This window comes from Tenacibaculum sp. E3R01 (assembly GCF_003318185.1).
In the GTDB taxonomy this organism is placed as follows: Bacteria; Bacteroidota; Bacteroidia; order Flavobacteriales; family Flavobacteriaceae; genus Polaribacter; species Polaribacter halocynthiae.
In genome coordinates, this window is the sequence record NZ_QOCC01000030.1 from 136,072 (window position 1) to 161,530 (window position 25,459).

The window sequence follows — 25,459 nt, forward strand, 5'->3', positions numbered from 1 at the left end:
GTTTAATGTTTTATACAGCTTGTTTATTTATATCATCACCATAAATCAATTTGTCTGTAATAAGTTGATTTATAGTTCTTGTTACTTTAAAGAAGTTTTCTAGTTCTTCATCAGTAATATGTTTTCTTACTTCATTATTAAATTGATATACGTGCCCTTTAGATACTTCACGCATTTCTTTACCGTAATCAGTTAGTTTAATAATAACACTTCTTCCGTCGTTTGGGTTTTTTTTCCTGAAAATCATTTTTTTATCTTCCATTGTTTTTAATAAACGAGAAAGACTTGTAGGTTCCATACCCATTAGTGGTCCCAGCGCGGTAGAGGGAGTTCCATCTTCAAAATCAATATTAAGTAGAACAAAAGCTGTAGCCATAGTGCTATTATGCTTTGCAGCTTGCTCATTATACATTTTAGCAACTGCTTGCCATGTAGCTCTTAATTGATGATCTATTGATTTGTTTTTTTCCATACTGGGTCAAATATATAAAAAAAATATTATGCATGCATAGTAAATTGTAAAAAAATTATGCGTGCATAGTATTTTTTTTGATAGAAAATCATAAAATCATAGGGAAAGTAAAATAGTGATTTGGGAAACATATTAGGAAGAATACTATGGAAGTAGTTCATTTTTGTGTGATATTTTAAACAAAAAAGAAAATGATGAAAAATACTTTAACGCTATTTATTCTAATAACTACGTTTTTTAGTGTTAGCGCACAAAATGTAAACATTCCAGATGCTAATTTTAAAAACTATTTAGTAAATAATACAAGTATCAATAGGAATGGAGATAATGAAATACAAGTAAGTGAGGCAAGTAACTATTGGGGGTCTATTTATGCAACTAACTTAGGGATAACTGATTTAACAGGGATTGAAGCTTTTGTAAATTTAAAAGGTTTGCATTGTAACGATAATCAGATAACTAGTATAGATGTGTCTCGTAACTTAAGATTAAAGCATTTATGGTGTTTTAATAATCAGTTAACAGATATAAATGTGACCTATAATACAAGTTTGTTAACTTTAATTTGTGGTAGAAATCAGTTAACAAGTTTGACTTTAGGTAATAACTTGTCTCTTAGAACCATTTTTTGTGAAGATAATAAGTTAATAAGTTTAGATATTTCTAGAAACATAGGGTTAAAAAAATTGTCGTGTTTTAAAAATCAATTAACAAGTTTAGATGTTTCTAATAATTTAGAACTTCGAGATTTACACTGTTATGAGAATAACTTAACTAGTTTGAATTTTGTAAATAATAGCAAATTATCTAACGTTGCTGTTAATGATAATCATTTAACCAATTTTAATATTGCTAATGGTAATAATAGAGTAATTAGGTATTTAGGAATGCGTAATAATCCAAACTTATTTTGTGTACAAGTTGATGATCCTGCATATAGTATTGCTAATTGGAGATTAAAAGATGCGCATACAAACTATGGCATAAATTGTAATACTTCTGTGTGTGATGTAACAATTCCAGACGCTAACTTTAAATCATATTTAGTAAATAACAGTTTAATTAATACTAATGGAGATACAGAGATCCAATGTAGTGAGGCAACAGCTTTTACTGGAGTAATATACTGTCAAGGGAAACAGATTACAGATTTAACTGGGATAGAAGCTTTTGTTAATGTAACAAAACTATATTGTAATGCGAATCAATTAACTAGTTTGGATCTTTCTCAAAATATTCATTTAACAGAGTTGTTTTGTGAAAGTAATCAATTAACAAATTTGAATATCACGCAAAATATTGATTTAGCAGTTGTAAATTGTGAGGGTAATCAATTAACTACTATAGATTTTACTAATAATGTTAACTTAGTAGAATTAAATTGTAAGAGAAATTCATTGGCAACTATTGATTTAACTCAGAACCTAGCTTTAAGTTATTTGGAATGCGGCTTTAATCAATTGACAGGTTTGAATATTAATAGTAATGTAGATTTAAAATATGTATCATGTCAAAATAATCAAATAACTACTCTTGACATTTCTAACAATAGTAAATTAAAATCTTTAGAGTGTAGTTATAATCAGGTAGCAAGCCTTGATTTGACTCAGAATATAGATTTAATTGCTGTTAGAGCTACAAATAATCAGCTAACAGCTTTAAATGTAACAAATGGGTTTAATCAAAACATGTTAGACTTTAGAATAACGAATAATCCAAACTTACTATGTGTACAAGTTGATAACCCAGCTTATAGCTCAACAAACTGGACATTTAAAGATTCACAGACAAGTTATAGTGCTAATTGTAATAGTGTTTGTACTGTAAATATTCCTGATGTTAATTTTAAATCATATTTAGTAAATAATAATTTGATTAATACTAATGGAAATACTGAAATAGAATGTAGTGAAGCAGTTGCCTTTACAGGTATAATAAATTGTTCAAACAAAAGTATTGCTAATTTAACAGGTATTGAAGCTTTTACAGCATTAACAAGGTTAGATTGTAGTCAAAATCAATTAACAAGTTTAGATGTTTCAGTGAACACAAATTTAAGATATTTAAACTGCAGATCTAATGCATTAACGACTATAGATGTTTCAAATAATTTAGGGCTTAGAATATTTAATTGTAGTCAAAATCAATTAACAACTATTGATGTTACCAACAATACTGGTTTAGTAAACTTATACTGTAATCAGAATCAATTGACAAGTTTAAATGTCACTACAAACGCAAGTTTAAAATATTTAAATTGTAAATTAAATCAACTAACAAGCTTAGATGTTTCTAACAATTTAGCGTTAGATATTTTTTATTGTGGTAATAATTTAATAGGTGATTTAGATGTGTCTAATAATCCAAATTTAAGATATTTTAATAGTAAAAATGGTGCTTTAAAAAATTTAAATGTTGCTAACGGGCAAAATTTATCTATAGCTTCTTTTGATATTAGAAATAACCCAGATTTAACCTGTGTTCAAGTAGATGATGTAGCACACAGTACAAGTTCTTGGACCAATAAAGATTCTCAAACAAATTATAGTACACTTTGTTCTACTGTGCCAATTGTTGCTCCAATGCTATCAAAAGCTTTTAAAGAAATTAGTATGTATCCTAATCCAGCAAAAAGCATGTTGCATATAAATAGTGAAGAAAATACTGTTTCAAAAATAGAAATTTTAGATTTTTCAGGTAGAGTTTTAAGAGGGGAAATAAATATAAAGAAAGGAATAGATATTTCTAATTTAAAGTCTGGTATATATTCAGTGAAGATATTTTTAGAAAATGATTTTATAATTAAACGTTTAATTAAAGAGTAAAGTTACCTCTTTGGATATTCTTAAAATAGCTACAGTTTTTAAAGTTAATTTAAAAACTGTAGCTATTTTTTTATGCTTTGATGTAACAATTGAAGATTAGAGCATACTAATTAAATATAAAAAATATGTAAGTTTGTTAAAGCTTGCTATTAAGACAGCTATTAATTAACCAAAAAATCAATGAATAATTTACTAGAAATTAATAATGTGGTAAAACGCTATGGGGATTATACTGCATTAAATGATGTGTCAATACATGTTCCTAAAGGAAGTGTATTTGGGTTGCTTGGTCCTAACGGAGCAGGAAAAACTTCGTTAATCAGAATTGTTAACCAGATAACAATGCCAGATAGTGGTAAAATACTTTTAGATGGAGAAGCTTTAGCTCCTCATCATGTTGAATATATTGGTTACTTACCAGAGGAAAGAGGGTTGTATAAAAGCATGAAGGTAGGCGAACAAGCATTATATTTAGCTCAATTGAAAGGATTGTCTAAAACAGAAGCAAAAAAACGTCTTAAATATTGGTTTGATAAGTTTGATATTGGGGCTTGGTGGGGAAAGAAAATAGAAGAGTTGTCAAAAGGAATGGCTCAAAAAGTACAATTTATTGTTACTGTATTGCATCAACCAAAATTATTGATTTTTGATGAGCCTTTTTCAGGTTTTGATCCAATTAATGCTCAGTTAATAGCTAAAGAAATTTTACAACTTCGAGATGAAGGAGCTACTATTATTTTTTCTACACATCGTATGGAAAGTGTTGAAGAGATGTGTGACTATATCGCTTTAATTGATAAGTCTAATAAAATTTTAGATGGAAAGTTAGATGATGTTAAAAGGGAGTTTAGAACAAATACTTTTCAAGTTGGTTTAAATACTACAAATACTAAGGAAGTAGAAGCTATATTAAAAGAGAAATTTAAAGTTTTACCAGCTGATTTTAGGTCACTAAATGACGGATTAAAGTTAAATGTAAAATTAACTGAAGGTAATACGGCAAATGATTTATTGTCATTTTTAACAACTCAAGGGCAAGTACAACATTTTGTAGAACTAATTCCAAGTGCCAATGATATTTTCATTGAAGCAATAAATAAAAACAGTTAAACGATGAGCAGGTTAAGATTAATTATTGAACGCGAGTTTATTGCTAAAGTTAGGAATAAATCATTTTTAATGATGACTTTTTTAAGTCCGTTGTTAATGGTAGGTATGGGAGCATTGGTTTTTTTCTTGATGAAAAAAAACGATGAAAAGGTTAAAAACATAGTATATGTTGATGAATCTGGATTGTTTTCTAAAGATATATTTAAAGATTCAAAAACTATTAAGTATCAAGATTTTACAAAATTAGGACTTGAGGAAACGAAAAAGAAAGTGGAAGGGGGAGATTATTACGGAGCTTTATATATACCTAAATTAGATAGTATAGAAGTGTTAGCTAAATCGATAGAATTTTATTCTAAAGATTCTCCAGGGATGTCTGTTCTAGGTAATATAGAAAGAAAGATAGAAACACGTTTTCGAAATTTAAAACTTAATAATTTTGGTATTGATTTAGCTAAAATAAAAGCGTCTAAAATTTCTTCTAATATTAAGATGTTTAATTTCTCTGGAGAGGAATCTTCAAAGGCGAAAAATTTAGCAAGTATTATTGCTGGAGGAGCTGCTGGGTATTTACTCTTTATGTTTGTAATGATATATGGAACCTCAGTAATGAGAAGTGTAATTGAAGAAAAAACAAGTAGAATTATTGAAATAATAGTTTCTTCAGTAAAGCCTTTTCAGTTAATGTTAGGTAAAATTATAGGTAATGCGTCAGCAGGATTGCTGCAATTCTTTATTTGGGGAGTTATTATGCTTATAATAAGTGTTGTTGCGTCATCTTTATTAGGAGTTGATATGATGGAAATGCAAACCTCAAAAGTTTCTACTGAACAAATGGATGCAATGAAAGAGGCTGCAAGTGGAGGTAAACTTGAACAAATTATAAAGGAAGTATTGAATCTTCCTTTGTTTAAAATTTTCTGCTTATTTATTTTCTATTTCTTGGGAGGATATATGTTGTATAGTTCATTGTTCGCAGCTGTAGGTGCAGCAGTTGATAATGAAACAGATACACAACAGTTTATGATGCCAATTATGCTGCCTTTAATGTTGGGGATTTATGTTGGTTTTTTTACTGTAATTAATGATCCACATGGGCCAATATCTGTTCTGTTTTCATACATACCTTTTACATCACCTATTGTAATGTTAATGCGTATACCCTTTGGTGTAGCTTGGTGGGAAATAGCAATTTCTATGATATTATTAGTAGTAACTTTTATGGTAATGGTATGGTTAGCAGCTAAAATTTATAGAGTAGGTATTTTAATGTATGGTAAAAAACCTAGTTATAAAGATTTATGGAAATGGATTCGTTATAACGGATAATATATTCTAATAGTTAAAATTAAAAGTAGTTATTGTAAAAGATAACTGCTTTTTTTTTGTGTAAAATAAAATATTTACCATAATTTTATTCATGTGAAAGAACTTAATAATATACTTAACTATTCGTTTAAATTTAGTAAAGAAATAAGCATAAGTGTTAAAGCTATTTTAGTCTTAATACTTGTACTGGTAATTGCCTCTATACTTTTAAAACTTTTTAAAAAGCTAGTAGTAAAAAGGCTTGAGCAAGATGATAAAAATAAATTTGACACTGTTTTTTCTTTTGTTAGTTGGCTATTATACATAACTATTTTTCTTACAACTCTTAGTACATCCGGTGTAAATGTAACAGCAATATTTGCAGCTTCTGCAGCCTTGTTAATTGGTGTAGGTTTGGCTTTACAAACTTTTTTTCAGGATATAATTTCTGGTATTTTTATAATTGTAGACCAAAGTGTACATGTTGGTGATATTATTGAATTAGATGATAAAATAGGTAGAGTCGAAGAAATAAAATTACGAACAACAAGAGCGGTAACTATTGATAATAAGGTGTTAATTATACCAAATCATAAGTATTTAACGAGTAGTTTATATAATTGGACACAGAATGGAACAACCACAAGAGAAAGTGTTGAGGTAGGAGTTGCTTATGGTAGCGATTTAGAGTTGGTTAAAAAACTATTACTAAGAGCCGCTAATGAACATCCAAATATATTAAACAACCCTGAACCTCTAGTTTTGTTTATGAATTTTGGAGATAATTCGTTAGATTTCAAGTTAGTGTTTACTTTAAATGATAGCTTTATGGCTTCTATACCGCAAAGTGATATTCGTTTTAAAATAGATCAATTATTTAGAGAACATAATATATCTATACCATTTCCACAAAGAGATGTACATGTTGTTAAAGAGTAGGGTTTAATGAAAAAAAGAAATGTATTAAGGTTTTTATTCTATATAACCTCAGCTCTATTCATTATGTTTTGTATTTGGGAAATAGAAAATGCTATAATTTTCTTTATTCCTTTACTAGTATTTCTGATAGTTTTGAAAGTACTTGAAGTAATAAAATTTTATAAAAATAAAAGAAGGTTGGTTAAATTAGGGGAGAGAGAATTCTTTTTAAATCAATACATTGTTTCTTTTTTAATTTTAATAAGTTTTATAGTTTATGTTGTACATGTTTCAAAATTTAACTTCGATTTAAATACAGAATTCGCCTACTTTTTTCTAGGTGAAAATGGAAATTCAGGTTTTTTTTATGGGTTGCTTATGTCTTTGGTAATAAGAGGTTTATTTGAAAGTAATTATGAGGTTTATTTAAAGGATAAAGGAATTGTAAAGGGAAGAAGTTATTTTGAAGATTATCTATGGGAAGATTTTTTAAGTTTTGAAATAATAAAGGAACAGTCTTTGATTCGTTTTAAAAAGAAAAATGATAAATTTATTTTTATAAAGTACGAAGAAGATACATTTAAAAATAGAGAAGATCTAATAATAAGTAAGTTGAATAAAAATCTAACGGAAGATGTCAAAAATATTAATAATTGAGGACGAAGCAGCAATTCGTAGAGTATTAAAAAAAATTATTTCTGAAGAAAATGATGCTTATAAGGTTGAAGAAGCTGAAGATGGATTGGCAGGAATAGAAATGATTAAAGATAAAGATTATGATTTAGTATTATGTGATATTAAAATGCCTAAGATGGATGGTGTTGAGGTGTTAGAAAAAGCTAAAAAAATAAAGCCAGAAATACCAATGGTTATGATTTCTGGGCATGGAGATTTAGATACAGCGGTAAATACAATGCGATTAGGTGCTTTTGATTATATTTCAAAGCCACCAGATTTAAATCGTTTGTTAAATACGGTTCGTAATGCACTTGACAGAAAAGAATTGGTTGTAGAAAACAAACGATTAAAAAAGAAAGTTAGTAAAAGCTATGAGATGGTTGGTGAAAGTGATGCAATTACTCATATAAAAGATATCATAGAAAAAGTAGCTGCAACTGACGCCCGTGTTTTAATAACTGGACCTAATGGAACTGGAAAAGAGTTAGTAGCTCACTGGTTACATGAGAAATCAGATAGATTAAAAGCTCCAATGATTGAAGTTAACTGTGCTGCGATACCTTCTGAGTTAATAGAAAGTGAATTATTTGGGCATGTTAAAGGGAGTTTTACAGGAGCTAATAAAGATAGAGCTGGTAAGTTTGAAGCTGCAAATGGAGGTACTATTTTCTTAGATGAAATAGGAGATATGAGTTTATCAGCGCAAGCAAAGGTATTAAGAGCTTTGCAAGAAAATCGTATTCAACGAGTAGGATCTGATAAAGATATAAAAGTAAATGTTCGCGTTGTAGCAGCAACAAATAAAGATTTAAAGAAAGAAATTGCTGAAGGGCGATTTAGAGAAGATTTATACCATCGTTTAGCAGTAATTTTAATTAAAGTACCTGCTTTAAATGATAGAAGAGAAGATATTCCATTATTGATTAACTTTTTCACTGATAAAATTTCAAAAGAACAAGGAACTCCTAAAAAAGGTTTTTCTGCAGCAGCAATAAAGTTATTACAAGAATATGATTGGACAGGAAATATACGTGAATTACGAAATGTAGTTGAGCGTTTAATTATACTTGGCGAAAAAGAAGTTTCAGGAAATGATGTAAATATGTTCGCTAGTAAATAATCAAACCTTATGCTTTAAAAGTTAAACTATAAATAAAGTTGATGTTAAAATAAAAAATTAGCATCAACTTTTTTATTACAAACTTTTTTTCGGTGGTATATTTGTACTTGTAAAAAATAAATATTAATCATTTAAAATTATAAAAATGGCTACATTAGTTGGTAAGAAATTCCCAAATTTAAACGTTGATGCAATGAACGAAATGGGGGATACATTTAAAGTAAATGTTTTAGAAGAGGCAGTAAATAACAAGAAAAAAGTATTGTTATTTTGGTACCCTAAAGATTTTACTTTTGTTTGTCCTACTGAGTTACATGCTTTTCAAGCTGCCTTAGGAGAATTCGAAAAAAGAAATACTGTTGTAATTGGAGCTTCATGTGATACGCCAGAAGTACACTTTGCATGGTTAAACCAATCTAAAGATAATGGAGGAATTGAAGGTGTAACTTACCCATTATTAGCTGATAGTAACCGTAACTTATCATCTATCTTAGGTATTTTAGATATTTCTAACGAAACTTATGATGAAGCTACTGGTACTGTACAGGTAGAAGGAGATAACGTAACTTATAGAGCTACTTATTTAATTGACGAAGAAGGAACTGTTTTCCATGAAGGAATTAACCACATGCCTGTTGGTCGTAATGTAAGTGAATTTTTACGTTTAGTTGATGCTTACACGCACGTACAAGAAAAAGGTGAAGTTTGTCCTGCAAACTGGGAAGAAGGTAAAGATGCAATGCAGCCTAATGCAAAAGGAACTGCTGAGTATTTAGCTTCTCACTAGAATACATTAAAAGTTCGTGTGAAAATAATAAATTAAGTAGCACGAACTTTTCTTCTCAACACTTTAGTAAAAGTGTGTCTTTTTAAGAGTTCTTTCTTAATAATTAAAAAAATAAAATCATGGTACAAGAATTAAATCAAGACAATTTAGGACAAATTGTTTCAGATAATAAAACTGTTGTTGTTCAGTATGCTGCTACTTGGTGTGGTAACTGTAGAATTATGAAGCCTAAATTCAAGAAATTAGCTTCTGAAAATGAAAATATGGTATTCATCATAGCTGATGCAGAAAAATTTCCAGAGAGTAGAAAATTAGCTACAGTTGATAATTTACCAACATTCGCAACTTTTGTTGATGGTAAATTTGTAAATCAAACTCAAACTAACAAGTTTGATGTATTAAAAGAGTTAGTTAACGAAGTTGTGTAAATAACCTGTTAAAAAAGAAAAACATGAAATTACCTGTAATAAAACATTTAACTTCTTTTATAGAAGAAAATGATGAAGATTTTGTAATAGAAACTATTGAAACATTAGAAGCTTTAACCGAAGTTTCATCATTAAAAGATGAAGAGTTAGATGTTATTGGAGAATTGATTTCTAATATGTATGGAGCAGTTGAGGTACACAAAATGATAAAAGAAGGAGCACCTAAAAAAGAAGCGTTAAATACTTTTATGAAACGTGTTTTAGGATCTATAGATAAATAAAAAAACCGAGCTTTTAAACTCGGTTTTTTATTTAATAACGAACAGTTCTGTTTGTTATGTTCTCATCATATTTTTTAGCAAACTTTTTGAGTTTAGCTAAATTTATTTTACCGTCCATTCCTAAAACTTTATTTCTTATTAAAAGTTTAATGACGTATTTCCATCCTCTAAATTTAATTCTTCCTGACTCAATTTTTATTTCTTCATTAGTAAAGAATAACTTTTTATAATCATCCTCTTGATAACTATTGGTTCCATTTCTTTCGTGGAACATTTCTGCGATTTCATTTTCTCCATCAAGAGAATAAAGTGTTATTTCTGAGCCTAAAAAGCCATTTTTTTCATAGCTTAAGATTTCTTTTTTGTCAACAATTACTTTGCCTTTTTTGAATCTTACTTTTTGTGAGTATCCAAAAGAAGTAAACAATAGGGCAACTGCAATTGATGCTACCATTTTTTTTTTCATATGCTTTTTTTTTAGTTAATTAAGCAAATTTATTACTTTTTAAAATAATAATGACTTAAGTAACTAAAAAAACCATGTAATTAATTATTTACTCTATAGGTTATTTTCTTATTTGTGATAACAGTTGTTATTGCAACACCTAAGGTAAAACGATTATTATTTTGTATTGAGTTTACATTAGTAAAGCTATAAGTGTTACTTCCTAAGTCAGTTGCTCCAGAAATAGGAGTTTCATCATCAAATATACCATCGTTATCTGTATCAACAAGTAACCTTAAATTAGCAGTGTTTACTCCAGTAATTCCTGTTAAATCAAACCTCATATCAATTGAGCCAACATCTACTGTTGTTCCAGAAGTGTTTACTTCACTTACCCTCCATATTCTATTTAATCTACTTTTAATAATCTCAGGGGCATTTAATCCCGTATTCATTTGAAAGGTTCCATTGTCATGACCCCACATAAAAAATTCACTATCATTAAGGTTTGACGGGTTTAAAACTCTTACAATCCCAGTTCCTTGAGAATCATTATGTAAATTAGTTGAATTTACTCTTCCAATACCAGCAACATCATGATCATAATTTCCAGATGCAGGTGTATCTTCATTATATACATCAGATAAGGATAATGAATAGTTATATTTTGCAGCTAAATAATTTTGGACAATTATTATTTGTGCTTCATTGATTAAATTATCAAACATAATTATTTCTGAAATGTTACCATTAAAGTAGTAGTTTGGGGTGTTTGATTCATTTCTACCAGCTCCAACTCTAAACGGTCTTGAAGTATTTGAAGTCATTGTATGAGTTGCAGTAGAAAAGGTATTATTGTTAATAGAAAGATTTTTTTCTCTTGTTGTACCATTATATCTCATCATTTGTGATGACCAATTTGCGGTAGTATTAATATTACCTTCTACAGTTTGCCAAGGGCCACTATCTCTACCTGTCCAGAATGACCAATTATTTGTGCCTGGACGAGAATATAAAATAAAACCTCTTGTAGGTGATCCTGAAGGGTCGTCTCTATTAGATAATACTGCTTTATATGATCCAGAACTTGCAACACTAGATGCTGAGAATATAGTAAATGAAGTAGGAGTTAATCTGCTTTGAAATGGGTGTTGAAAGTAATTACTTGTATCATTAAAGCTAAAAGAAGGATAGCTATTTACTGAATTTGTAGTAAATACCGCTCCATTACCATCAGTAAAATTGTGACCATACCCTGAATTATCTGGCCAATTGTTTGTTAGCGTTCCGTTAGCTACACTTACATTATTTGCGTCAAGCCATAGAACTAAATTTGAACTTCCATCTGTTATTCCAACTCCTCCTGGTCCTGTTTGAGAAAATAATAAAGAAGAAAATATCAGGTTGAATAAAACAAAAAACTTTGATTGTAAGCTCATACCACTTTAATAAATACAATATTTAAATTTAGAATAAAAGTACTATTATTTTTTTAGTATTTAACTTTTGCATTATTCTATTATTTAAGATAGCTTTTTTTTTTGTTAAAAGCTAGTTGTTTACTCTATAGGTTATTTTTCTATTGGTTATAACAGTTGTTATTCCAATTCCAATTGTAAAACGATTGTTGTTTGTAAGTGAGTTTACACTATTAAAACTATAAATATTACTTCCTAAATCTGTAGCGCCAGAAATAGGAGTTTCATCATCAAATAAACCATCATTGTCAGTATCAATAAGTAATCTTAAATTAGCAGTATTAACACCTGAAATACCAGTTAAGTCAAATCTAATATCAATAGCACCAACATCAACAGATGTTCCAGAAGTATTAACCTCACTAACTCTCCAGATTCTGTTTAATCTACTTTTAATAATAGAAGGAGCGTTTAACCCAGTATTCATTTGAAAAGAATTGTTATCATGACCCCACATAAAAAATTCATTATCGTTTAGGTTTGAAGGATTTAAAACTCGAACTAAACCTGTACCTTGAGAATCATTATGTAAATTACTTGAATTAACTCTACCAATACCGGCAACATCATGATCAAAGTTACCTGCAGCTACATCATCTTCGTTATATACATCATTTATAACTGCTATACTTCCAAATTTTGCACTTAAATAATTATCAATAATTATTTTTTGAGCATCATTTACACGACTGTTATAAAATATTATTTCAAAAAAATCCCCACTGGCTTCATCAGCGCCACTAGAGTTTCTACCAATTCTATCTAAAGGTATACCAGCGGTTGTAGAACCAATATTAAGGTTTTGATTAGCCCCATTTACCCTTACTTCTAGTAATGATGATCCAGTAGTTTTATGATAGGAAATTATAGAGTTTATACCAAAAGGTGAAACAATAGCAGTTGAATAATCAGCAATACCATATCTAGTAAAACCAACTCTGTTTGTGTTTCTCCATTGTTCAACTCTTAATGAAGCTGAAGAGTGGTCAAAAAGAGAGTGTGAATTCCCATTATTAACAGGGTTTGTTACAAAAAAAGTACTTGCATTAGCATAAATTCCTGAAATAGATCCGTTCATAAACTTAGCAGCACCAGTGCTAGCATCAAATCTAGCGGTATTAAATGTTCCAGTTGTATTGTAGGTAGGTCTTCTTGTTCCAGATTGTGTGAAGTTATTTGAATTCCCACTAAAATCAGACCAAGTTGATATTAAAGTGCCATTAGCAGGATTGTTACTAATATCTCCATCGGCATTTAAGTCATTGGCTCTTAGCCATACAATAAGAGAGGAAGAGCCATCTCTAGCACCTACACCTCCTGGACCTGTTTGAGAAAAAGAGGTTATGGTGAAAGAAATAAAAATATAAAATAATTTTTTTTTCATTAAAAAGAGCTTAACCATTGATATTTAGCATAAATATACTATCATTTTTTTTAGTTCCTAAAAAATTACTGTATTTTTATAGCCTGGCTATTTTTAGAGATTAAACTCTAGAAACTAAATATTTATTTTATGAAAATAAAAATACTATTTTTTTTCATTTTTGTGTCTTTTTCAGTTTTTGGTCAAATAGATGCTAATTCTTTAATGGGGCTTCCAACTGCAACAAATGCAGAAATGGTTTCACTTACCGGAGTTAGTATTGGTTCTTTATTGTTTAATACTACAGACCAAGAAGTATATAGGTTTACAAGTACAGGTTGGCAAAAACAAGACGGTAGTCAAAATGCATCTCAAGTAAGTATTGTAACACCAGTGGATGTAAATAATATAACAGGAGAGCCAGGCGCAGGTAATGAAAGTACTGTTGAAGAAGTGGTTCAAGCGATAGCTCCAATAACATCAAAAGCAGCTCGAGTGTTTTACCCACCTTCAATAGCTATTTCTACTGCTAATCCTACATTTACAGTTAATTTATACAGTCAATATACCTTGCAGTTTGCAACACCAACAGCAAAGAGTACTTCAGCTCCAAATGCAATACCTACATACGCAGCAGGAGATTTATATTATTATGTTACTTATGCTGACCCAGCAGTTTTTAGTGGATTATCAATTACAGATGCGGGTGTTCTTACAGGTAATATAATAGGGCAACCAACTGATTTGAATTCGTTAATAAATGTTGTTTTTGTAGTTAAATAGCGATGTTAACTCTTCTTAAATAAATTAAAACTTAATTCTCTTTTTGTTCATTTACTTTTTTAATGATAGACTTTAAACGTTCTTTAGTACGTTGTTTTTCTAAACGAAGTTTATTTTCTTTCTGTTTCATTAAACGAGTATGTTTCGCTTTATTAACAGTGTTTTTTGCTTTTCCTTTTTTAGCCATTTTTTGAAGTTTTAATAGCTAGTAATCCTAGGAAAGTAAGAAGTCCATTTAAAATTAGAATAAAAAATTCAAAATCAAATTTCCATAAATAATTGGTTAGATAGTTTATTTCAAATGCTAAAAATGGAGAAATGATACAAATTAGAGGAACTAGTTTGTCTTTTACATTAAATTTAGTAAATAACCCAAAAGCGTACAAGCCAAGTAAGGGTCCATATGTATAACCCGCAGCTTTAAATATGTTAGAAATTACACTATCATCTGCGATAACATATTTAAAAAACAGAATAGTAACAATTAGTATAAGAGAAAATAATACATGGATTTTTTTACGAACGTTTTCTTTTTCATGCTTATCGTCTTTTTTATCAATTTCTAATATATCAATGCTAAAAGATGTTGTTAATGAAGTTAAAGCACTATCTGCACTAGAATAAGCAGCAGCTATTAATCCTAATAAAAAGAATAATGAAGTAGCTAAACCTAATTTACCACTCATTGCAATCGTTGGGAATAGCTGATCTTTATGGGCGTTTATTTCATTTGCTGTCGCATAATCAGTTAATAATATGCCTAATGCTAAAAAGAAAAAGTTAACAACAACTAAAACAATAGTAAACCAAAACATGTTTTTTTGTGCGTCCTTTAAATTTCTGCAGGTTAAGTTTTTTTGCATCATATCTTGATCTAATCCAGTCATAACAATAGCTATAAAGGCGCCTGCAAAAAAGCGTTTCCAAAAGTAATTTCCAGCTTTTATATCTTCGAAAAAAAATGTTTTGGATAGTTTGTTTTCAGCGATGTAAGAAAATAAATTATCTATTTGCATTTCATCTTTAATCATAACAATACATACTCCTACAGCAATTAGCATAAATAATGTTTGTAAAGTATCTGTCCATACAATTGTTTTTATACCGCCTTTAAAAGTATAAAGCCAAATAAGTAAAATTGTAATCGTTACGGTTACCCAAAAAGGAATACCATAAGAATTAAACAAAATTAATTGTAAAACATTGGCAACTAAAAATAGACGAAATGCAGCACCTATAGTTCTTGATAATAAGAAAAAAGAAGCTCCGGTTTTGTATGAGTAACGACCAAACCTATCTTCTAAATAGGTGTAAATAGAAGTTAAATTTAAGCGATAATATAAAGGAAGTAATACTAAACCTATTACAGCATATCCAACTACATAACCTAATACCATTTGCATATAGCTCATTTGTTGGCCTTCAATCCAACCTGGAACTGAAATAAATGTAACTCCAGAAAGTGAGGCTCCAATCATACCAAAAGCAACCAAATACCAAGGAGATGAATTATTTGCTTTGAAAAAAGTAGTATTATTTGCTGATTTACTTGTAATATATGAGATGAAAATTAAAACACCAAAGTATCCTAGAATAAGTAATATAATGTGTAAAGGTTGCATATGCTTAAATTACGAACTACGAATGTACTAAATTTCACATTCGTAATTCATAACTTAACTTACAAACAAATAATTATTTAAAAAAAACACCAGACCCAAGGGGATAAATCTGATGTTAAAGGGAAATAAATAACGGGGCACTGTAATAAATTGACACCTAAAATTTATATGCTAAACCAAAATTTATATGTTCAAAGTCAATTCCGATATTAAACTCATGTGTTGATTCATGTTCACCATTAACTTTTTTTGTTTGGTACTGTAAAGCCCCCCAAAAAGCTTCAATAGCAAAATGTTTGTTGAGAAAGTATGTTATTCCTGGACTTAACCCAATTTTGTAACCATTCTCTTTTATCTCTAAATTTCCATCTTTGCTTTTTGAAGATAAATAGTCAAACCCAAGTTCTCCAAAAATAGAAAACTTATGCCCTGGGGTAAAATCGTATCGTCCAAACAAACCGATTAGTGTATGTGAAACATCAATATTTTTATGTAATGTACCTTCTATAATTTCATTATCTAAACTTAATTTTATACCTCCAGTAAGTGTATTAGAAAATAAATAACCTAGTCTACCAGAGAATTCAACGGCAATGTCTTTTTCATTGCCTTTTGTTTCTGAATCAAAACCAAATAAGGCTGATACAAAAATGTCTCCTTCTTCAAATTCACCTTTTTCATCATAAGAATCATTCTTGTGAGTTTTATTAAGATGATGGTCTTGTGAGTGTATAACTGTAAAGGGGGACACTATACAAATAATTAAGAGTAATTTTTTAAACATGATTTGATTATTTCTATATATTAAAACTTAGTATGCTCATACAACGATGTTATTTTGTTGTAGGCTTTAGTTAGTTTATTTGTTGTTTTATAAATTTCGTTATTACTATACTTCTTACTTTTAAGGTTCTCTTTTTTTAAAGAATCCCAGATAGTTAACGTTTCTGCTATTTTTTCATCTACCATATCACTATCAAAATCTGAAATTAACAATGGAGTGTTTAATGTTTCCATTTCATCGTAAGTCTTTTCTAAGGTTTTTTTCGAGTTTTTATTTATTAAGTTTTTATTTTTAGCTAAATAATAAAGAGCCAATCTTTGGGCAAGCATTCTTTGTCTTCCAGAAATAATAATAACCTTTTTTAAATTCGCATCTCTTTCAAGGAAATTTGCGTTATGGCTTATTTCTTTGTTAGCTTGATTTGCTTCACCAGAGATAAACAGTGCTATTTTTTCAGAAGCGTTAAGTAATAGTGTATTAGTATTAATTATCTTTTTAGCATTTTCATAACTAGGTTTTTTTTCAATAAGTTTTTTAAAATTGTCCCATATGTTTTCAACAGCTTCAATTCTATTTTTAACTAGCGTACTGCTTGAATTATTTTTTAATATTTGATTTTGCTTTTCAAAAATAATTTTACTAGTTAAAAGATCTTTTAAGACTGTTTTATTTTGTGGATTATCTAAAGCATAGAGATAATCTTTTGCCATTCTTTGAATTAACATACTTTGTTTCTCTGAAATGTTAATAGCTTTATTAAAAGAGAGCATACCATATTTGGGGTTAGCTTGCGCGTAAGATTTATTGCTGTTAAAAAGGCTAAGGATTGTTATAAGAAACAACGCAAAGTAACTATGGTAAAAAAAAGGTTTTTTCATTTTATTTTAATTTATCGTATTAATAATCGTCAAGAATTAGTTTTGTAATTTTTTTATTTGGAGATATTCCAATTATTAGTAGTAAAGAGTTATGATCAAATTCGGTTAAAAACCTTTTAGCATCATTATCATCTATCAAAAAGGAAGAAGAGCCCATAATACCAGCCGATTTATGATAATCTTCAATAAAATGTTTCACCTTGTCTAAGGTGAATGTAGTTTTTAAATCAGAAGAAAAAGATTCAAATATTTTTTTGCTATCTTTTAAATTATAGCTTTTTCGTAAATTGGTTATTACTTCTGTATAATCATTTTCAGTCTGAGAATATGATATTTGTGAAAGGAAAAAAAATAGTAGTAATGTTGTTTTCTTTATAATTGCCATATCTATATTTAATAAAATAATAGTGAGTTATGTTAAAATCTTGGCAAAAATAAATTTACATTCTGTAGAGAATCTGTAGATTTTATAAATGTTTGTTTTTTTTTAAAAGCTTTATAATCAGAGCTTTTTTTGAAAGAAAAGATATAGATTTGTGTTTTTTTTGAAAGATGAAGATTTTAATTATTGAAGATGAAATTTTATTAGCGGAGGCTATTCTAGAATATTTAAGTAAAGAGAAATATGAGTGTGAATTGGCTAATAATTTACTAGTTGCTAAGCAGAAAAGTTGGGATGATGAGTACGATTGTATTATTGTAGATATCAATCTTCCAGATGGGAGTGGGTTAGATGTAATTACTCAAATTAAAGAGATGAGGTCTAAAGCTGGAGTTATTATTGTATCCGCTCGTAATTCTATCGATGATAAAATTAAAGGATTGGATATTGGGGCTGATGATTACCTTACAAAACCATTTAATCTTGCAGAGTTAAACGCAAGAATAAAATCAATCCTTAGAAGAAAAAAATTTGAAGGACAAAATTATATAGTATTTAAAGAAATTATACTATGCCCAGATGAAAAATGGGTAAAAGTTAATGGTAGTAGTCTTAAGCTTACTAAAAAGGAATATGAATTGATGTTATATTTTATGTCAAATATTAATAGAGTGATACCTAAAGATGCTATAGCGGAGTATTTATGGAAAGACATTATGGGAAGAACCAACTCATATGATTTTATTTACTCGCAGTTAAAAAATATTCGAAAAAAAATAGAAGCTAAAAATGGTAATAATTATATTCAAACTGTATATGGCTTAGGTTATAAATTTTCTGATCAATGAAGTTAAAATTACTCAATTTTTCCAATCTATATTATTTTATAGGGTTGTTTATAATGTCAATCATTGGAGCTTCGTCTTCTTATATTGTTTTTAAAAAAACAATATATAATGAATTTAATAAGAAGTTATATGCAGAAAAAGAAGAGCTAATAGAGGAGCTTTATAGTCATGAAAATATACTAAGTACCTATAGTTTAAATATAGGAGATAATATTTATATAAAAAAGGTAAAGGAAAATCCTAAAATAGAAACAATTGTAAAAGACACTATTTTATATAATAAGTTTTATAAAAAAGAATTGAACTATAGAAAAATTATTTTTTCTAGTGAGGTAAAAGGCCAGTTTTATGTTTTAACAATAGCAAAATCACTACTTTCTACAGAGTATTTATTAAAAGGGATTACTGATATTATAATTTTCGTCGGAGCTTTATTTTTCTTAACGATGTTCTTTATAAGTAATGTTGTGTTTAAAAAAATATGGAAACCATTTTATAGTACATTAGAACAAATAAGGAAGTTTAATGTTAAAAAACCTAACCCGTTATTTTTTAAGAAAACGAAAGTAATCGAATTTGAAGAGCTAAATACGTCATTAGATTTAATGGTAAATCAAGCTGTTAAAGACTATAAAAACCTCAAAGAGTATACCGAAAACATATCTCACGAAATTCAAACACCGTTAGCAATTATAAAAAATAAGGTAGAGTTATTAATTCAAGATTCTAATCTTACAGAGCATCAGTTAATAGCGCTTAATAATATTTATAAATCAACAGATAGGTTGTCTAAACTTAAAGAGAATTTGTCTTTTTTATCTAAAATAGATAATAATCAATTTATTGAAACTTTAGAATTAAATGTAGCTGATTTTTTACGAGAAATAATTAGTAATGTTGAGGAGTTAATTCAAATGAAGAATATAAATTTAAAAATGAGCTTAGTTGAGGGATATAAGGTTAAAATAAATGAGGCATTAGCATATACTTTGTTTAATAATTTAATAATTAATGCTATAAAACATAATATAGAATATGGAGAGTTAGAATTAGTTTTAAATAAGACAAGTTTAATTATAAAAAATACTGGAGAACCGTTAAAAGTGAATGAAATAGAATTATTTGAGAGATTTAAAAAATCAAGTATTAATAAAGACTCTACAGGTTTAGGGCTTTCATTAGTACAAAGAATCGTTGAGTATTATGGTTTTTCCATAAAGTATATCAATAAGAATAACAGTCATATTATAACACTTAATTTTTTATGAAAAAAGCCCTCTTTAAATAAAATATTTATTATTTGAAGAGGGTATACTGGGGTGATAATTGATTTATAAATCAATTATCATGTTTTCTGTTTTTTTACGAACTTTTTTTAAGTCTTTCATGTAATCATCTTCAGCTCTAAAACCTACAGGAAGTACTAATACAGATGTTAAACCATGTTTGTCTAATTCTAAAATTTCATCATATTTTTCAGGAATGAAACCTTCCATAGGGCAACTATCTATTCTTTCGTTAGCTGCTACAGTCATTAAATTACCTAAGGCTATATATGCTTGATTTTTATTCCAGATATTTAATTCTTCTTGAGTTTTTGAAGCGATTGAATTGGTAAGCATTTCTTTAAAAGGAGCTAAAATTTCATTAGGGGTATTTCTAATGCTTTTAACTAAAGAAAAATAATTGTCAATGTCATTTGTAGTAAATTTTTTTTGAATACATATAACTAAAACATGTGATGCTTGGGCTACTTGAGGTTGATTCCAAGAAAACTCAACTAATTGCTCTTGAATACTTTTATTTTTAATAACCACTAATTTAATAGGTTGTAAACCATAAGAAGTAGCGGTTAAATTAAAAGCTTCTTTTAATGTATTTATTTGAGTTTCTGAAAGAGATTTATTTTCGTCAAATTTTTTAACAGCATAACGCCATTGTAAATTTTCTATACTATTCATTTATATATCTTTTTATATTACAAAATTACTATAGAAATAAGAATTATAACACAAAAATGATTGTTTAATTTTATAAAGCTATTGTTTTAATCATTTATAATGAAGATGACTTACATTGATTATTTAAGAGAGGAGTTTTAAAAGTTATTTATGTTGGTGTTTTGTTCTTACTTTGCTGTTTTTTATAGAGTTAAAATTGAAAAAACACTAGTTGTTTGAAATTTTTATACCTTTAATCAAATTAAATTGCTAATTAATTATTTTATGAAAGAAGATTTTTTACACTATGTGTGGTTGCACATGTTATTTAGTACTCAAAAAATAACTACTACCAATAACGAGTCTTTAAATGTTATAAAGGTAGGAATGCCGAATACAAATTCAGGCCCCGATTTTTTAAATGCACAACTTCAAATAAATGCTCAAACTTGGGTTGGAAATGTTGAAATACATGTAAAATCGTCTGATTGGTATTTACACCAACATGAGTCAGATGAAAATTACGATGCAGTAATATTACATGTCGTTTGGGAACATGATTCAGAGGTTTTTATGAAAAATAATAAAGCCTTACCAACTTTAGAGTTATGCCATTATGTGGATAAAGATTTAAGTGATAATTATTTGAATTTAGTATCCAAAAGGATGAAATGGATCCCTTGTGAAAAAGAAGTAGCTACTATAGATAGTTTTTTACTGAAAAACTGGATGGAAAGATTATATTTTGAAAGGCTAGAGGCTAAATCAATTTTGGTTAACCAACTGTTAGAAGAATCTAATAATGATTATGAAGCTGTGTTATTTAAATTACTAGCTAAGAATTTTGGTTTAAAAGTAAATGGAGAAGCGTTTTTCAAATTAGCAAGATCTTTTGATTATTCAATTTTGAGAAAAACTTGTTTTGATGAATATATTTTAACATCATTATTATTTGGACAAGCTGGTTTTTTAGAAGAGGATATCCAAAATAAATACTTTTTAGGGTTGAAAAATGAATATGAATACTTGAAACATAAATATCAATTAAAATCGTTAAAGAAAAATCAATTTCAGTTTTTTAGAATGCGGCCTGCAAATTTTCCAACGATTCGATTTGCACAGTTAGTAGCATTAATGCATACCCATCAAAACCTATTTTCTAAATTAATGAAGTGTAAAAAACTAAATGAGTTCTATGATTTGTTTTTAGTTGAAATCAATAATTTTTGGAAAGAACATTACACTTTTGAAACAAGGAGTAAAAAATCATCTAAAAGGTTAACTAAGTCATTTATTGATTTGTTAATTATTAATACAGTGATTCCGTTAAAGTTTGTTTTTTTTAAGAGCAGAGGAGGAGTAAATGAAGATGACATATTGAATTTAATAAAAGAATTGAAGCCAGAAAAAAATAGTGTTATCAGTAAATTTTCTGAATTAAAAATAACTTCAGAAAATGCTTTTGAAACGCAGTCCTTATTAGAACTTAAAAATAATTATTGTGAGAAATATCGTTGTTTGGAGTGTGCTATAGGGAATGACTTGTTAAGAAATAATGATATATTATAAAATCATTTAATCTGTTCTTTTTGTAAAACTCATATATTTGTTATAAAATTTACTAAAAATGAAAAAACTATTTATTACAATTGTTTCATTGTCTATTTTATTTATGAGCTGTAAAGGAGGCGATAAGTCGGAAAAAACAGCAGAAACAGCAACGGAAGAATCAGAAGTGAAAACAAGTACAGCTATTTGTTTACTTGATAAGTTGTCTATAAGAGAAACTCCTTCAGCAAAAGGAAAATGGATAACTTCTATGAGTTTAGGAGAAACTGTTACTTTTACTGAAGAAGAAGAAACTGATGCAACAACAAAGAAGTTGTATTACAAAGTAAAATTAACTGATGGAAAGGAAGGATGGACCAGAGCTACTTTTTTAGCAGTTAATGGAAAAGTTGGATCTATGTTAGAAGAAGCAAGTATGTATAAAAGGCCAGATTTACTTACTAAAACTGATAAAAAATACAGTGTAATGGATATTATAGCTGTAACAGAGAATAAAGGTGATTGGATGAAGGTTAAAGGTCGTAGAGCGGAGGGAGAGTATATTGAAGAAGGTTGGATAAAATCATCTAATATATCAAATGATGAAATAGATATAGCTACTGCTAAATTTGCCAGATCAGCAATGTCTAAATCAACAATGACGGAAAGAATCAAAGCATTAGAAGAGGTTATTAATAATCAAGATTTATCTTCTTCAAAATTTATTAATGTTTTGAAAAGTAAAATTGCTGATTACAAAACAAAAAATGTAGCTATCGATGTAAAAGATGTTAAGGTAGAAGAAGTAGCTAAATAATATATAAACTTAACTAATAAAAAAGCGTTTTTAGAAATTTCTAAAAACGCTTTTTTATTATGTGTAAATCTTTGTTTAGTAAAGACTTTTGAATTTTTCAGGGTTAGATTCATGCATAATTTCATACACTTTTTCAAATACATCTTCTGCAGATGGTTTAGAGAAATAATCTCCATCTGTCCCATAAGCAGGTCTGTGTGCTTTAGAAGTTAATGTTGCAGGTTTACTATCTAAATGTTTATATCCATTTTGAGTTTCTACAATTTCTTGTAATAAATAAGCTGAAGCTCCTCCAGGAACATCTTCATCAACTACTAATAACCTGTTTGTTTTTGCTATTGACTTAACAGTGTCATGATTTAAATCAAAAGGTAATAAACTTTGAGCATCAATGATTTCAACACTTATTCCTACTTGAGCTAAATCTTTAACTGCTTCTTCAACAATACGAATGGTAGAACCATATGATATTATAGTAATATCTGTACCTTGTTTAATTGTTTCAATAACACCAATTGGAGTTTTGAAATCGCCTAAATTGGTAGGTAGTTCTTCTTTTAAACGATAGCCGTTTAAGCACTCTATTACTAAAGCTGGATCATCACCTTCTAATAAAGTGTTGTAAAAACCTGCAGCTTTAGTCATGTTTCTTGGAACTAAAACATGAATACCTCTTACATTATTTATTATTCCTCCCATTGGAGAACCAGCATGCCAAATACCTTCTAAACGATGTCCTCTAGTACGGATAATTAAAGGAGCTTTTTGTTTACCAAAAGTACGGTAACGTAGCGTAGCTAAATCGTCACTCATTATTTGCAAAGCATACAAAAGGTAATCTAGATATTGTATTTCAGCAATCGGTCTTAAACCACGCATTGCCATACCAATACCTTGTCCTAAAATAGTAGCTTCTCTAATTCCAGTATCAGAAACACGGAATTCACCAAATTTTTCTTGTAAGCCTTCTAGCCCTTGATTAACATCTCCAATGTAACCAGCATCTTCTCCAAAAATTAATACTTCAGGGTGCTTTTTTAAGATTGCATCAAAGTTATCACGCATAATAACTCTAGCATCTACTAGTTTTTCTTCACTAGTATATTCTGGAGCTACTTCAGTAATATTCCCAGTAGCTAATTCAGTTTCACTCATTAAATGAGAAGAGTACTTAGAATATGCTTCTTGTAAATATTTTTTAATAAAGTTTTGAAGTTCTATTTTTTCAGAAAAGTTTTCATCTTTTAAATATCGTAGAGTTTTACGAGTAGCAATTAGAATATCTTTACGGATAGGTTCATTAATAGCTTCTAAATCATTTTTTAATTTAGAAATAAATGTACCATTACTACTTTTCTCTGAAATTCTAGTAAGTAAACTGATAGCTGTTTTTGTTTCAGCTTTTATTTCTCCAGTAAAAGCTGCCCAAGCATCTCTTTTAGCTTTACTAACTGATTTTTTAGACTCTTTTTCTATATTTATTAAATCTTCTTCTGAATCAACAAATTTTAATACTTTGCCATCCTCATCTTGTAATTCAAACTCTAAAATCCATTTACGCATTTGAGTAACACAATCAAAATCTTGTTCCCATTGTAAACGTTCTTTAGATTTATATCTTTCATGTGAACCAGAAGTTGAATGACCTTGAGGTTGTGTTAATTCTTTTACATGAATTAATACAGGTACATGCTCTTCCCTAGCTATTTTAGAGGCTTTGTTGTAAACATCGATTAATTGTACATAATCCCAACCGTTAACAACAAAAATTTCATATCCTTTATTTTTAGTATCTCGTTGAAAACCTTTTAATATTTCTGAAATACTTTCTTTAGTCGTTTGATGCTTTGCATGAACAGAAATTCCATATTCATCATCCCAAACATTCATAACCATAGGAACTTGTAATACTCCAGCAGCATTAATAGTTTCAAAAAAGAGCCCTTCACTTGTACTAGCGTTACCAATAGTACCCCAAGCTACTTCATTCCCTTCATTTGAAAATGAGGTGTGATTTTCTAAGCCTTTAACATTTCTGTAAATTTTAGAAGCTTGAGCTAATCCTAATAAACGTGGCATTTGACCAGCAGTAGGAGAAATATCTGAAGACGAGTTTTTTTGAGCAGTTAAGTTTTTCCATTCACCATTTTCGTTTAATGAATGTGTTGCAAAATGACCTCCCATTTGACGTCCAGCAGACATAGGATCTTGGTTGATATCAGCATGAGCATATAAACCCGCAAAAAATTGTTGAGCAGTTAATTCTCCAATAGCCATCATAAAAGTTTGATCACGGTAATACCCAGAACGGAAATCTCCATTTTTAAAGGCTTTAGCCATGGCTAATTGTGGAACTTCTTTACCATCACCAAAAATTCCGAATTTTGCTTTTCCTGTCAATACTTCTCTACGACCAAGTAAACTACACTCTCTACTAATACGAGCAATTTTGTAATCGTTTAGTACTTCTTTTTTAAAATCATTAAAAGAAAGTTTTTGAGTATTAGCTATTTCGGTACTTTGCATCATAAGTCATCAAATTTAGGAACGGTTACAAAGATAGTTTTTTTAATTGAATTTTAAAAATCAATCTTTTTATTGAATATTTCTCAATAAAAAGATGAAATTTGAAGTATTTTTGAAT

The 25,459-nt window shown here is 28.7% G+C and carries 25 protein-coding genes; 14 read left to right on the plus strand and 11 right to left on the minus strand.

Going from position 1 to position 25,459, the window contains the following annotated elements; all coding sequences use genetic code 11:
• Window positions 1-10 precede the first annotated feature (10 nt).
• Window positions 11-472, minus strand: a complete 462-nt coding sequence (locus tag DS884_RS18035) for a MarR family winged helix-turn-helix transcriptional regulator (RefSeq protein ID WP_093869100.1) — start codon at window positions 470-472, stop codon at window positions 11-13.
• A 191-nt stretch (window positions 473-663) separates the two neighbouring features.
• Here DS884_RS18035 and DS884_RS18040 point away from each other — a divergent pair, with 191 nt between their 5' ends.
• From DS884_RS18040 to DS884_RS18080, 9 genes are all read left to right on the plus strand, one after another.
• A complete protein-coding gene (locus tag DS884_RS18040) occupies window positions 664-3,297 on the plus strand; it encodes a T9SS type A sorting domain-containing protein (protein ID WP_113787756.1) in 2,634 nt (877 codons plus the stop codon).
• Window positions 3,298-3,477: 180 nt separating this feature from the next.
• On the plus strand, window positions 3,478-4,407 hold the full coding sequence (locus tag DS884_RS18045; RefSeq protein ID WP_113787757.1) for an ABC transporter ATP-binding protein: 930 nt from the start codon (window positions 3,478-3,480) through the stop codon (window positions 4,405-4,407).
• Window positions 4,408-4,410: 3 nt separating this feature from the next.
• Complete coding sequence (locus DS884_RS18050; RefSeq protein WP_113787758.1) at window positions 4,411-5,736, plus strand: ABC transporter permease; 1,326 nt, start codon at window positions 4,411-4,413, stop codon at window positions 5,734-5,736.
• A gap of 93 nt (window positions 5,737-5,829) precedes the next feature.
• A complete protein-coding gene (locus DS884_RS18055; RefSeq protein WP_233487189.1) occupies window positions 5,830-6,654 on the plus strand; it encodes a mechanosensitive ion channel family protein in 825 nt (274 codons plus the stop codon).
• Window positions 6,655-6,660: 6 nt separating this feature from the next.
• A complete protein-coding gene (locus DS884_RS18060; RefSeq protein ID WP_147239428.1) occupies window positions 6,661-7,290 on the plus strand; it encodes a hypothetical protein in 630 nt (209 codons plus the stop codon).
• A complete protein-coding gene (locus DS884_RS18065; protein ID WP_093869094.1) occupies window positions 7,268-8,431 on the plus strand; it encodes a sigma-54-dependent transcriptional regulator in 1,164 nt (387 codons plus the stop codon). Before DS884_RS18060 ends, DS884_RS18065 begins: the two co-directional genes overlap by 23 nt.
• Window positions 8,432-8,576: 145 nt before the next feature.
• Entirely contained in the window at window positions 8,577-9,218 is a 642-nt protein-coding gene (locus DS884_RS18070; protein ID WP_093869093.1) for a peroxiredoxin, read from the plus strand.
• Between the two features lie 119 nt (window positions 9,219-9,337).
• The gene (locus DS884_RS18075) at window positions 9,338-9,646 is read left to right on the plus strand and encodes a thioredoxin family protein (RefSeq protein WP_093869092.1); all 309 of its coding nucleotides are present in this window, start codon (window positions 9,338-9,340) and stop codon (window positions 9,644-9,646) included.
• 23 nt (window positions 9,647-9,669) lie between these two features.
• Complete coding sequence (locus DS884_RS18080; protein ID WP_093869091.1) at window positions 9,670-9,927, plus strand: DUF6952 family protein; 258 nt, start codon at window positions 9,670-9,672, stop codon at window positions 9,925-9,927.
• A 31-nt stretch (window positions 9,928-9,958) separates the two neighbouring features.
• Here the strand turns inward: DS884_RS18080 and DS884_RS18085 are convergent, their stop codons facing one another.
• The 3 genes from DS884_RS18085 to DS884_RS18095 form a co-directional block, all read right to left on the minus strand.
• Window positions 9,959-10,393 (minus strand): hypothetical protein, encoded by a 435-nt coding sequence (locus DS884_RS18085; RefSeq protein WP_113787761.1) that lies wholly within the window; start codon window positions 10,391-10,393, stop codon window positions 9,959-9,961.
• A gap of 80 nt (window positions 10,394-10,473) precedes the next feature.
• Complete coding sequence (locus DS884_RS18090) at window positions 10,474-11,811, minus strand: hypothetical protein (RefSeq protein ID WP_113787762.1); 1,338 nt, start codon at window positions 11,809-11,811, stop codon at window positions 10,474-10,476.
• Window positions 11,812-11,923: 112 nt separating this feature from the next.
• Entirely contained in the window at window positions 11,924-13,234 is a 1,311-nt protein-coding gene (locus tag DS884_RS18095; RefSeq protein ID WP_113787763.1) for a hypothetical protein, read from the minus strand.
• Between the two features lie 129 nt (window positions 13,235-13,363).
• On the opposite strand from DS884_RS18095, the gene DS884_RS18100 reads away from it, so the two are divergent.
• Window positions 13,364-13,996 carry a hypothetical protein gene (locus DS884_RS18100; protein WP_233487190.1) on the plus strand — a complete coding sequence of 211 codons (633 nt, stop codon included), beginning with the start codon at window positions 13,364-13,366 and terminating at the stop codon, window positions 13,994-13,996.
• A 31-nt stretch (window positions 13,997-14,027) separates the two neighbouring features.
• Here DS884_RS18100 and DS884_RS18610 read toward each other — a convergent pair whose 3' ends face one another.
• From DS884_RS18610 to DS884_RS18120, 5 genes are all read right to left on the minus strand, one after another.
• Window positions 14,028-14,183, minus strand: a complete 156-nt coding sequence (locus DS884_RS18610) for a hypothetical protein (protein ID WP_176974339.1) — start codon at window positions 14,181-14,183, stop codon at window positions 14,028-14,030.
• Window positions 14,176-15,618: a sodium:solute symporter gene (locus DS884_RS18105; RefSeq protein WP_113787764.1), complete on the minus strand. Its 1,443-nt coding sequence runs from the start codon at window positions 15,616-15,618 to the stop codon at window positions 14,176-14,178. The genes DS884_RS18610 and DS884_RS18105 overlap by 8 nt, the downstream gene beginning before the upstream one ends.
• Window positions 15,619-15,775: 157 nt before the next feature.
• Window positions 15,776-16,402 carry an outer membrane beta-barrel protein gene (locus DS884_RS18110; protein WP_093869087.1) on the minus strand — a complete coding sequence of 209 codons (627 nt, stop codon included), beginning with the start codon at window positions 16,400-16,402 and terminating at the stop codon, window positions 15,776-15,778.
• A gap of 20 nt (window positions 16,403-16,422) precedes the next feature.
• Window positions 16,423-17,112 (minus strand): hypothetical protein, encoded by a 690-nt coding sequence (locus tag DS884_RS18115; RefSeq protein WP_158530880.1) that lies wholly within the window; start codon window positions 17,110-17,112, stop codon window positions 16,423-16,425.
• 187 nt (window positions 17,113-17,299) lie between these two features.
• Window positions 17,300-17,665, minus strand: a complete 366-nt coding sequence (locus tag DS884_RS18120) for a hypothetical protein (RefSeq protein ID WP_093869085.1) — start codon at window positions 17,663-17,665, stop codon at window positions 17,300-17,302.
• 167 nt (window positions 17,666-17,832) lie between these two features.
• Here DS884_RS18120 and DS884_RS18125 point away from each other — a divergent pair, with 167 nt between their 5' ends.
• Together DS884_RS18125 and DS884_RS18130 are read left to right on the plus strand one after the other, a co-directional pair.
• Entirely contained in the window at window positions 17,833-18,510 is a 678-nt protein-coding gene (locus tag DS884_RS18125) for a response regulator transcription factor (RefSeq protein ID WP_093869084.1), read from the plus strand.
• Between the two features lie 53 nt (window positions 18,511-18,563).
• Window positions 18,564-19,778 carry a sensor histidine kinase gene (locus DS884_RS18130; RefSeq protein ID WP_158530881.1) on the plus strand — a complete coding sequence of 405 codons (1,215 nt, stop codon included), beginning with the start codon at window positions 18,564-18,566 and terminating at the stop codon, window positions 19,776-19,778.
• 63 nt (window positions 19,779-19,841) lie between these two features.
• Here DS884_RS18130 and DS884_RS18135 read toward each other — a convergent pair whose 3' ends face one another.
• Window positions 19,842-20,471, minus strand: a complete 630-nt coding sequence (locus DS884_RS18135; protein WP_113787766.1) for an NAD(P)H-dependent oxidoreductase — start codon at window positions 20,469-20,471, stop codon at window positions 19,842-19,844.
• A gap of 264 nt (window positions 20,472-20,735) precedes the next feature.
• On the opposite strand from DS884_RS18135, the gene DS884_RS18140 reads away from it, so the two are divergent.
• Together DS884_RS18140 and DS884_RS18145 are read left to right on the plus strand one after the other, a co-directional pair.
• Complete coding sequence (locus DS884_RS18140; protein WP_113787767.1) at window positions 20,736-22,019, plus strand: DUF2851 family protein; 1,284 nt, start codon at window positions 20,736-20,738, stop codon at window positions 22,017-22,019.
• A 58-nt stretch (window positions 22,020-22,077) separates the two neighbouring features.
• Window positions 22,078-22,815, plus strand: a complete 738-nt coding sequence (locus DS884_RS18145) for an SH3 domain-containing protein (protein ID WP_113787768.1) — start codon at window positions 22,078-22,080, stop codon at window positions 22,813-22,815.
• Window positions 22,816-22,890: 75 nt separating this feature from the next.
• On the opposite strand, the gene DS884_RS18150 is transcribed toward DS884_RS18145, so the two are convergent.
• Window positions 22,891-25,344: a thiamine pyrophosphate-dependent enzyme gene (locus tag DS884_RS18150; protein ID WP_113787769.1), complete on the minus strand. Its 2,454-nt coding sequence runs from the start codon at window positions 25,342-25,344 to the stop codon at window positions 22,891-22,893.
• Between the last annotated feature and the right edge of the window lie 115 nt (window positions 25,345-25,459).

What these genes read in the sequence shown, in the direction of transcription:
- DS884_RS18090 (WP_113787762.1), bottom strand. Translation starts at nt 11,811, where the DNA reads ATGAGCTTACAATCAAAGTTTTTTGTTTTATTCAACCTGATATTTTCT.
- DS884_RS18140 (WP_113787767.1), top strand. Translation starts at nt 20,736, where the DNA reads ATGAAAGAAGATTTTTTACACTATGTGTGGTTGCACATGTTATTTAGT.
- DS884_RS18040 (WP_113787756.1), top strand. Translation starts at nt 664, where the DNA reads ATGATGAAAAATACTTTAACGCTATTTATTCTAATAACTACGTTTTTT.
- DS884_RS18050 (WP_113787758.1), top strand. Translation starts at nt 4,411, where the DNA reads ATGAGCAGGTTAAGATTAATTATTGAACGCGAGTTTATTGCTAAAGTT.
- DS884_RS18120 (WP_093869085.1), bottom strand. Translation starts at nt 17,665, where the DNA reads ATGGCAATTATAAAGAAAACAACATTACTACTATTTTTTTTCCTTTCA.
- DS884_RS18150 (WP_113787769.1), bottom strand. Translation starts at nt 25,344, where the DNA reads ATGATGCAAAGTACCGAAATAGCTAATACTCAAAAACTTTCTTTTAAT.
- DS884_RS18610 (WP_176974339.1), bottom strand. Translation starts at nt 14,183, where the DNA reads ATGGCTAAAAAAGGAAAAGCAAAAAACACTGTTAATAAAGCGAAACAT.
- DS884_RS18085 (WP_113787761.1), bottom strand. Translation starts at nt 10,393, where the DNA reads ATGAAAAAAAAAATGGTAGCATCAATTGCAGTTGCCCTATTGTTTACT.
- DS884_RS18070 (WP_093869093.1), top strand. Translation starts at nt 8,577, where the DNA reads ATGGCTACATTAGTTGGTAAGAAATTCCCAAATTTAAACGTTGATGCA.
- DS884_RS18100 (WP_233487190.1), top strand. Translation starts at nt 13,364, where the DNA reads ATGAAAATAAAAATACTATTTTTTTTCATTTTTGTGTCTTTTTCAGTT.
- DS884_RS18065 (WP_093869094.1), top strand. Translation starts at nt 7,268, where the DNA reads ATGTCAAAAATATTAATAATTGAGGACGAAGCAGCAATTCGTAGAGTA.
- DS884_RS18105 (WP_113787764.1), bottom strand. Translation starts at nt 15,618, where the DNA reads ATGCAACCTTTACACATTATATTACTTATTCTAGGATACTTTGGTGTT.
- DS884_RS18130 (WP_158530881.1), top strand. Translation starts at nt 18,564, where the DNA reads ATGTCAATCATTGGAGCTTCGTCTTCTTATATTGTTTTTAAAAAAACA.
- DS884_RS18060 (WP_147239428.1), top strand. Translation starts at nt 6,661, where the DNA reads ATGAAAAAAAGAAATGTATTAAGGTTTTTATTCTATATAACCTCAGCT.
- DS884_RS18115 (WP_158530880.1), bottom strand. Translation starts at nt 17,112, where the DNA reads ATGGCAAAAGATTATCTCTATGCTTTAGATAATCCACAAAATAAAACA.
- DS884_RS18035 (WP_093869100.1), bottom strand. Translation starts at nt 472, where the DNA reads ATGGAAAAAAACAAATCAATAGATCATCAATTAAGAGCTACATGGCAA.
- DS884_RS18145 (WP_113787768.1), top strand. Translation starts at nt 22,078, where the DNA reads ATGAAAAAACTATTTATTACAATTGTTTCATTGTCTATTTTATTTATG.
- DS884_RS18110 (WP_093869087.1), bottom strand. Translation starts at nt 16,402, where the DNA reads ATGTTTAAAAAATTACTCTTAATTATTTGTATAGTGTCCCCCTTTACA.
- DS884_RS18080 (WP_093869091.1), top strand. Translation starts at nt 9,670, where the DNA reads ATGAAATTACCTGTAATAAAACATTTAACTTCTTTTATAGAAGAAAAT.
- DS884_RS18045 (WP_113787757.1), top strand. Translation starts at nt 3,478, where the DNA reads ATGAATAATTTACTAGAAATTAATAATGTGGTAAAACGCTATGGGGAT.
- DS884_RS18095 (WP_113787763.1), bottom strand. Translation starts at nt 13,234, where the DNA reads ATGAAAAAAAAATTATTTTATATTTTTATTTCTTTCACCATAACCTCT.
- DS884_RS18075 (WP_093869092.1), top strand. Translation starts at nt 9,338, where the DNA reads ATGGTACAAGAATTAAATCAAGACAATTTAGGACAAATTGTTTCAGAT.
- DS884_RS18135 (WP_113787766.1), bottom strand. Translation starts at nt 20,471, where the DNA reads ATGAATAGTATAGAAAATTTACAATGGCGTTATGCTGTTAAAAAATTT.
- DS884_RS18125 (WP_093869084.1), top strand. Translation starts at nt 17,833, where the DNA reads ATGAAGATTTTAATTATTGAAGATGAAATTTTATTAGCGGAGGCTATT.